Genomic DNA, 8,767 nt, shown 5'->3' on the forward strand with positions numbered 1-8,767 from the left:
GGACAATGAACGCGTCGAGCAATGGGAATACTATCGCGAGAATCACAAAGAAAATGAGGGTGACAACTACTAATTATTTTTATCGATACGTCACCTTCCCTCTATCACTTAGGAGCCTTTGGGCTCCTTTTTTATTTGATTTATCAAAGTGTTCTTACGTTGTTTTTACATACCTCTGACTTTACCGCACATCGACCCTATATCGAACAGTGTTCTATTCTTGACATTCCCCTGACATAACTTTCCACTTGGACAATAAAATTCCAAACACAGATCACACTAATTCACATTTCTTCCACATTTTCTGGGACAGGTGAGCAAGATGAAAACACAAATAGTAAAAGAAGCCGAGTCAGCCCCAAGCAACGTTGTTACTGAAAAATCAAAGCGCATTATTTATAAATCGAGTTTAAACGCCTTGATGATTGTCGCTATAAGTATTCTCGTTAACCTTAGTCTTCGTCTTGATTATGTCGTGTTGGGATCAAGCCTTGGCGAGCTTTCCGTTACAGAAACGCTCCAGCTTGTGATGCTTGCTATTGCATCATGGTCGTTTTTCAGCTTATCGAAACAACAGCCTCAGCTAAAGCATGCGGCTATTTTGATTGCAGGATTTTTTGCAGTACTGATTATTCGCGAAACGGACTATTGGACAGACATGATTCATCATGGCTCTTGGGTTTTCCCAGCACTTGCTGTCACCGCACTGGCTTGCGCCAAAGCTTACCAAGGTGGTAAAGGTACCATGAACGAAATGGCGACCATTTTAACGGTGCCACATATGAAGCTATTAGTTGGTGCTGTAATGCTATTATTAGTCTTCTCTCGTTTGTATGGTATGGGTAGTTTTTGGCAACAAGTGATGGACGAAAATTACATCCGTGATGTTAAAAATATCTCAGAAGAAGGTATAGAACTGCTTTGCTACTGTTTGATCGCATTAAGCGCCGTCCGCACAAAACGCGAGCTTAATGAATAGACTCTGGGTCAAAGCGACGGTTCAATGCCGTCAGTATCGGATGGAAGATACTTAATGCCTTTTCCGCAGCACCTACAGATTCATCCAAGGCCGTCATTTCGACGGCCTTTTTCATTTCTTTAATATGTTGCAAAGCCTCTTTATCGAGCGGTAAAGAGAGCAATTTATGAATAGTATCTCTTGCGATCATAAGTGGCTTTTTTCGGACAATTGATAAATCTCGGAAAAATACGCCATGCTTGACCCCTTCTAAATAAACTCGGTAGGTTGTGAGTTCATCGAGTAGCAAGAATGTCTCCGCCATAAGCCCTTTATGTGGGTATGGCACGCTAATATGTTTGCTGATATCCAGTGGAATATTGAGGGTCACCCCCATGGATTCGCAATCGGATTTAAGTACTCGTAATAAGCCTTGCTCATCCATCAAATTCTGGATATCAATGATTCGTTCGAGGTGGTAGTCATTAGACAGCAAGATAACCTCAACCGGATGCCCCAACCATAACTCGAACAACCCACTTTTGCACAAAACTTGGGAAACATAACGCATGTTTTGAAACGTGTTCAACGACTCCGTTTCTAAGAGTATATGACGTTCAGGGAACGGATTCACAGAGTCTGCGTTTAGGGTTCTAAAATACGCGTACATCGCCTCTGCTTCAGAAACACTTTGTCCTTGCGTTACTCCGCCACAAAAAACAATCACCGTTCGCTCTATCGGTAGTGATGCAGTCCTACAAGACAAAGCTTCGACTCTGGTTATGCCCTCAGAGGTCAACCTGTTATTGACGAGGCGTTTACCTAAAACGATGACGATGTTGTCTAACTTCATTTTAAAATCTCGCGCTTAGTTGGCAGTGTTACAAAAATCTTCTTTCACTCCCGACCCACAAGCTTTAACATCTAGTTAACAACACTGTTCTAGAGACCTTTATAAAGGTTCACTGCTAAAGGAAGTCAATTATGCTGTCGATTTTCGATATATTTAAAATTGGTGTCGGGCCATCCAGCTCCCACACTAATGGTCCTATGCTTGCCGGATTCCATTTCACTCAGCTAGTTAGCGACTCTATGGCGAAAGTGCATCGGGTGCAAGTGGACCTTTATGGCTCATTGTCACTGACAGGTCGAGGGCACCATACAGACCGAGCCACGGTCCTTGGTTTGATGGGAAATAAACCTGATACCATCAAAATGAGCAGTGCCAAAAGTGCGCTACAAAATACCATAGACAATAATACGCTCATGCTCGCCGGTACACACCAGATTGAGTTTAGCTACGACCATGACATCGTCTTTCATAGCGACAACCTTCCCCTGCATGAAAATGGTATGACGATTACGGCATTAGACGCAGCTGGAGATCAAGTAGCGTTTGAAATTTATTACTCCATTGGAGGCGGATTCATCGCCACCCCCGACGAACTAGAGAACGGCACGCAACAAAATGAGGTCGCAGTACCATTTCCGTTTACATCCGCAGATGAGATGCTGGAAAAAGCCGAGACGAACGGTTTCAGCTTGGGAGGCATGATCCTCCAAAACGAACTCGCATTTCGCTCAGACGAAGAAATTAACCAAAGAGCAGAGCAAATTTGGAAAGTGATGTCGCTCTGCATGCAACGTGGCTTCGATACGGAAGGGATTTTGGAAGGTGGTCTAAATGTCACTCGTCGAGCACCAAACCTTTTGAAAAAGCTCGAAGCCAACGCTGCAGTTGAAAACGATCCGATGGAGATCATGGATTGGATCAATCTCTTCGCCTTTGCGGTTAGTGAAGAAAATGCAGCAGGAGGGCAAGTCGTTACTTCTCCAACGAATGGCGCAGCAGGGGTGATTCCGGCGGTATTGATGTACTACCATCGCTTCATCAAAGAGCTCGATGTTAAACAGCTAAAAGACTTTCTCGCAGTCGCCGGCGCTATCGGCATCTTATATAAAACTAACGCGTCAATTTCTGGTGCAGAAGTGGGGTGTCAGGGAGAAGTTGGGGTTTCTTCATCCATGGCTGCCGCTGGCTTAACAGCGCTAAGAGGGGGCAGTAACGAGCAGATTTGTATTGCTGCGGAAATTGCGATGGAGCATTCATTGGGTATGACTTGTGACCCGATTGGCGGCTTGGTTCAAGTACCTTGTATTGAAAGAAATGCCATGGGAGCAATGAAAGCGATTAATGCATCGCGTATGGCATTAAAGCGCACAAGTAAATGCTTAATTTCGTTAGATAAAGTTATCGAAACCATGTATCAGACTGGTAAAGATATGAATAAAAAATACCGTGAAACTTCTTTGGGGGGCTTAGCTGTCATTCATATGGCACCGCCATGCGAATAATGGCAGGTGGTCATTGCGCTTAGCTTCTCACCATACGCTTATCTGGTAATTATGATCTGATGATATTACATATAGAAATGCCGCGAAGAACGCGGCATTTTCTTAACAAGAAACTATTCGATTAATCACGTCGACCACGAAGTTCAATTTTTTGAGTTGCAGCATCCGAATGGATTGTTACACCGCCATAGGCCATTTCATTGCGACCCTTCAGCGTCAATTGAGAATCTGCACGCTCTACGTCAACCTGATTTTTCGTTGCCATCGTCATATCAATCGTGCCCGTGTATGACCCATCGCCAGCAAATGCTACGTTTGTTGAGCAAACCATCAAAACAAGTGCGATTAGTTTTTTCATACATCACCTCTATTATCGTTCTTACTTTCTGTCGGTGGAAAAACTGTAACAACAGAAACGCGCTCATACGAGGAAAGCCATTATTTACCAAATGGAAATCCATGCTAATAAACTGATGTAACCAAGAATAACTTATCGTTACCTTCAATAAATCAGGGATAAGGCAGCAACTTAAATTGACCGAGCGTTGTCTTTTCTTAAGAAATTCAGCGATATGATTTGTCGACAAAAGCCAAGCGAGACAATGTATGAGCGTTAATCTGGATATTCAAAATATTTTGGTATTAAAACGGATGTATGAGTTACGTAACGTCCGGTTAGTCGCAGAATCACTCGGTAAAACGTCAGGAGCAATCAGCAAAAATCTGACAAAGATGAAAACTCAGCTCAATGATCCGCTATTCGTTCAGACCAAAAATGGCTTTGAACCAACACCTTTTGTGGAAGCGAACATTGCGCATTTTGAGCAAATAATCAACAGTATTGATTCCATCAAACCACAGCATTTTTCACCAGCTCATTTTGACGGTTCAATCACTATTTATGCCAACACATTGTTTTGGGAGTACTTTGGTGACAAGTTTTACTTGGAGTTACTAAAGCACGCTCCAGAAGCAAAATTCTCATGTTTGCGCTGGGGTAGCGAAGCAAAAAAACGATTAATTGACGGTGAAAACGCCATTGCGATTCATTACTTTGATGAAGATCTGCCACAGTCAATTGTTCAGACCGAACTAGGGCGAGGAAAAGCGGTATTTTTTGTTCGACAAGATCATCCCGCTCAAAACTCCCAAGAACTAGAAGAATACCCTTTTATACTTTTTAAAACGCCGGGATGGAACGACTACCGATACCCAGTGTTGGAAAGGCTCAAACATATAGGTTTTAGAACCACACCTAAAGTGGAAATTGAGCATCCAGCGATGATTCAAAAAGTGCTTCTGCAAACGAATCATTTTGGCATAACGATGAGTGGACATGTTCCTAAGGGTTGCCGGAGTATCGCGCTTCCTGCTGGGCTAGAGCTTGATGTTCGCTACGTGATGAGCTGTCGTCGCTCTCAACAGCAAGCTCCGGTAAATCAGTGGTTATTAGATGTCATTAAGCATGTCGCTCAGTCCTAGACTGATGACTTGCTACTGCTAATAATAGCCAAACCACACATGCGCTCTACTTACTCGCTGAACGAACATTAAAGACTCTGTATTAACCATTGAGCAAAGGTGTTTACGTGTGATTTTTCGGATGCTCGAACCATCATATAATGTGCACCAGAACTTGGCATATGCCAAGTTCCAACCTGGACTAATACGCCCTGTTGCAGCTCATCCTCAACAAGAAAGTCTCTTACCAACAACACGCCAAGTTGATTAATCGCAGCATGAATAGCAAGCAATGAATGCTCAAACTCGGCGACGACTTTGCTCACCTTCCCTGGATAACCTTGGTGCGCAAGCCACTCTTGCCAAGATTCATGATAACCGCTAGTGCAGATTTTAGGCACTTTAGCTAACTGCGAGAGGTCATTTATCGGGTTTAAATGCATAAAGCCCGGGCTTGCGACAACGATCCAGTTTTCTTGGGTTAATCGTATGGCTTCTTGCTCTTGCCAATCTCCATCTCCGTTAATAATTTCGATATCCGCAATCGCACTGGCGCTTGGAACTGTACTAGCAGTAGTCGAGATTTTAAAGGAGATGTCTGGGAATTGTCGCTGAAAATCAGCCAATCTTGGCATTAACCATTGAGAGCAAAAGCTGTGAGCGACATGTAAGTTAACTTGCGTATTCTTGGGACGAGTAAATAAATGCTGCGTCGTGGTCGATAATGTTTGAAGCACATGATTAACCACTGGCCAGTATTCTTGCGCGGAGCAGGTCAGCGTAAGGTGAGTGCCCTTGCGCACGAATAACGTCGCATTGAGCTGTGACTCTAGCGATTTCACCTGTTGGCTTACGGCCGCACGAGTCACATTTAGCTCCTCTGCGGCTTTTGTAAAACTCTGTAGTCGCGCCGTGGCTTCAAAAGCTCGGAGCAAATTGAGCGGCGGTAAACTTTGCATATCATTCTCCCAAGCACTTGGCTGTCATGCTATGAACTGGTGATGACAAATTGATGAAGGAGCTGAGTTTACGTATGTTGAGCACATGTCAAAGCGTCCCGATATAACTATGTTTCTACACAACTACTGAGTTAGTTAAGCGGGATCAAAAAAGCCAGCGTGATACACGCTGGCTTTTGGAACTTTATCTTAAGCAGGAATTATTCTGCTTTTTCAGTTGTTTGGTATTCAAACGCAGGAACAACCACTTCAACACGACGGTTCATTTGACGACCTTGACGTGTCTCGTTGCTTGCCACTGGGTTAGCTTCACCCATGCCTTTCACTGTCATACGCTCAGCCGCAATACCTTTTGCTTGGAACTCGTCAGCAACGGCTTTCGCACGTTTTTCTGTGAGTTGCTTGTTGTAAGCAGCAGAACCTGTCGTATCGCTGTAACCCGTGATCTCAACTTGAGCTTGTGGGTAAGTATTCATCAAATCAACGGTACCAGAAAGGTTCGACGCGTCTTTCACTTCTGCACTTTCTAAGTCGAATTGTACTGTCGCTGTTGTTTGAGCAGGGTAAACGTGATCTACAATGCGTGTTGCAGGACGTGCTTCTACCACCTCTTCAACGGCTTTTTCTTGAACGACTGGCTCAGAACCAAACTTGTAGTTGAAACCGATACCGAAGAAATCTGAATCCATGTCTTCAATTACATCATCAGACATATCTTGGTAGCGTTGGTATTCAGCACGTAGGCTCCAGTTGTAGTTGATTTGGTATTCAGCACCCAGAGAGCCAGTTGGTACGAAATCTTTCTCGTCACCAGCCATCATGTATGCAGCACCAACTTTCGCGAATAGATTCCAAGAATCCGTTAGCGGTAGGTTAAATTTAGGAGCAAGCGTCAACGCCCAAAGATCACCATCAACGGTGTTTAGGCCAGGCTTTTTGAAGTTTGCAGTGAAGTCACCAAGGTAATCAACACCATACTCTGCTGCAACGTACTTGTTGAAGCTGTAGCCTAAGTGCATAGATGCTGCAAAACTGTCGTCGTCACAAGGTTTGTTTAGGTAACACGCATCGTTTAGAGAGTTGTAACCTACTTTACCGCCCATGTAAGTGTCAGCAAGTGCAACGTTTGAGATCACACCACCAGCAAGTACAGTAGCCACTGCTATAGCGATTTTTTTCATTATTCTTTTCCTTTTTCTTGTACACAAAGCAACACACCGCGGCAGCATACTGCCGTAAAATATGAAGCCGTAACTTTCTCTTTTCTTCGAATAGAAATAGCTAAATAGCGTAGGAAAGAATCAAAAATGATATTCAAACGCCAATGACGTAAAACGGAAAAAGGTAACCTCAAGACCATCTATTCATGAGCTTCATCCGCATACCCAACCGAAAAATAAAGTTCGTTGCGTTGGTTTAGCCATAGTCAATTCGTTGCGGAGAATATCACAAAGAAGCCAACTTTCTGTGACACAAATCACCATAAAAAGCCACTTTCTCAAATTTAAGAATCATCATTTAAGCTTGTGAATGGCAACAAATTTTTACAGGGGAGCGTGGAGCTGGAGAGCACAAAAAAACAGCTCATTTAAATGAGCTGTTTTCGAAATAATGAAAAAGCGTTAACTCGTCGAGCTAAATTTTATCCGCTACGGTTAACGTTGCAGCTAATACATCTTGCCCAAACAAGACACTACGCTCAGGAGACCAACCATAAAGTGGATCTGGGTGATTGTTGTTATCTTTAAATGGCATTTCGATTGTGTAAGACAAGCATTTGAACTGCTCTGCAACCCAATTTGAACCGACCGTCAAATTCGCTTTACCAGGCTCATCTTTATCGTAACCAATCTCATCTTGGAACTCTGGCGTAATAGTCAGTAACGCTTGCTTAAATGATGTATCTAAAGCGGCAAGATTTTCATCGTAAGAAGGAATACCTTCTGAGCCAGCGACGAAGTTATACGGAATCGCTTCATCGCCATGGATATCTAAAAACATGTCAACACCCGTTTCCAGCATGCGCTGACGCACAAGGTAGACTTCTGGGCTCTTTTCCATTGATGGCGTTTGCCATTCACGATTTAGGTTTACACCTACTGCGTTGGTACGCAAGTGACCGCGAATACCACCGTCTGGGTTCATATTTGGTACGACGTAAAGCACCGCTTTTTCAAGCAATGCACGCGCAACCGTGTCGTTTTCATCTAACAGACGTTGGATCATACCTTCCATGAACCATTCCGCCATTGTCTCACCTGGGTGCTGACGTGCAATCATCCAGATTTTCTTTTTACCTTCTTCTGGCTCACCGAAAGTAAGCAGGCTCATGTCGTTGCCGTCTAATGTATGGCCTAGTGTTTCAAGTTGGCAGTGGTGCGCGCTTTGTGCCATGTGTAACAAGTCTAAATGACGATCGTACGTGTATGGCGCAAAGTACGCGAAGTAAATTGAGCTGCGCTCAGGGATTACAGTGAAAGTCAGCGTGTCGCCATCGAACTCTGCCGGTACTCGGAACCATTCTTCACGATCGTAAGACGCAACCACATCGTAACCTTGCCATCCTTCTGGATAAGCCGATTTAGCCAAATCAAGCAATTTGATGGTGTGCGATTGCTCAGCTTCTGTCTCAAGACGGAAGTGGAACCACTGGTAGAATTCCGACATATTGTCGTTAGGAATTTTGAGTTGGATGTCGTTTTTGTCGTCCGCTTTCACTACGTGAATGCTGCCGCTATCGAAGTTGCTGAATACTTTCATTTTATGACTCACCTTTTAAATCTGAGCTTGAAAGACAGAGGCTAACACAAGGCTTCATCGCGCCCCAATGACTTTCACTGCAAACTGTCTCGTTTGTGGCTAAAGTCTTCAGTTTAGTCAAGCTTATCCGCTTTGCCTGCTGGTCCCGCGAGTTTTGCTAGCCACTTATCCCAGATGAATGGCGTCTGCTCGTTATCTTCTGCTTCCTCTTTGCGACGTACCGCGTTGCGCACTATCATAGCCCCGGTCCAGCGAAGCGGTTCTGGTGGGAAAT

The 8,767-nt window shown here is 44.0% G+C and carries 8 protein-coding genes and 1 pseudogene; 3 read left to right on the forward strand and 6 right to left on the reverse strand.

Annotated elements, in window-relative coordinates; all coding sequences use genetic code 11:
• Positions 1-322 precede the first annotated feature (322 nt).
• On the forward strand, positions 323-979 hold the full coding sequence (locus tag IQR33_RS25210) for a hypothetical protein (protein WP_005374025.1): 657 nt from the start codon (positions 323-325) through the stop codon (positions 977-979).
• Here IQR33_RS25210 and IQR33_RS25215 read toward each other — a convergent pair.
• Positions 969-1,811 carry a YdcF family protein gene (locus IQR33_RS25215; RefSeq protein WP_017635105.1) on the reverse strand — a complete coding sequence of 281 codons (843 nt, stop codon included), beginning with the start codon at positions 1,809-1,811 and terminating at the stop codon, positions 969-971. The two genes, IQR33_RS25210 and IQR33_RS25215, sit on opposite strands and share 11 nt — an antisense overlap.
• A 131-nt stretch (positions 1,812-1,942) precedes the next feature.
• Here IQR33_RS25215 and IQR33_RS25220 point away from each other — a divergent pair, with 131 nt between their 5' ends.
• Positions 1,943-3,313, forward strand: coding sequence for an L-serine ammonia-lyase (locus IQR33_RS25220; RefSeq protein WP_193838048.1), 1,371 nt, complete (start codon positions 1,943-1,945; stop codon positions 3,311-3,313).
• Between the two features lie 121 nt (positions 3,314-3,434).
• On the opposite strand, the gene IQR33_RS25225 is transcribed toward IQR33_RS25220, so the two are convergent.
• Positions 3,435-3,671 (reverse strand): hypothetical protein, encoded by a 237-nt coding sequence (locus tag IQR33_RS25225; RefSeq protein WP_005374030.1) that lies wholly within the window; start codon positions 3,669-3,671, stop codon positions 3,435-3,437.
• Between the two features lie 248 nt (positions 3,672-3,919).
• Between IQR33_RS25225 and IQR33_RS25230 the strand changes: the two genes are divergently transcribed.
• Positions 3,920-4,795 (forward strand): LysR family transcriptional regulator, encoded by an 876-nt coding sequence (locus tag IQR33_RS25230; RefSeq protein WP_025998654.1) that lies wholly within the window; start codon positions 3,920-3,922, stop codon positions 4,793-4,795.
• A gap of 68 nt (positions 4,796-4,863) precedes the next feature.
• On the opposite strand, the gene IQR33_RS25235 is transcribed toward IQR33_RS25230, so the two are convergent.
• From IQR33_RS25235 to IQR33_RS34285, 4 genes and pseudogenes are all read right to left on the reverse strand, one after another.
• Positions 4,864-5,733: a LysR substrate-binding domain-containing protein gene (locus IQR33_RS25235; RefSeq protein ID WP_193838047.1), complete on the reverse strand. Its 870-nt coding sequence runs from the start codon at positions 5,731-5,733 to the stop codon at positions 4,864-4,866.
• A gap of 200 nt (positions 5,734-5,933) precedes the next feature.
• Complete coding sequence (locus IQR33_RS25240; RefSeq protein ID WP_193838046.1) at positions 5,934-6,914, reverse strand: OmpA family protein; 981 nt, start codon at positions 6,912-6,914, stop codon at positions 5,934-5,936.
• A 454-nt stretch (positions 6,915-7,368) separates the two neighbouring features.
• Positions 7,369-8,493 carry a M14-type cytosolic carboxypeptidase gene (locus IQR33_RS25245; protein WP_193838045.1) on the reverse strand — a complete coding sequence of 375 codons (1,125 nt, stop codon included), beginning with the start codon at positions 8,491-8,493 and terminating at the stop codon, positions 7,369-7,371.
• Between the two features lie 113 nt (positions 8,494-8,606).
• Positions 8,607-8,767, reverse strand: a pseudogene (locus IQR33_RS34285) (FAD-dependent oxidoreductase); the annotation flags it as partial.

The organism is Vibrio sp. OPT46, from assembly GCF_015163535.1.
In the GTDB taxonomy this organism is placed as follows: Bacteria; Pseudomonadota; Gammaproteobacteria; order Enterobacterales; family Vibrionaceae; genus Vibrio; species Vibrio alginolyticus.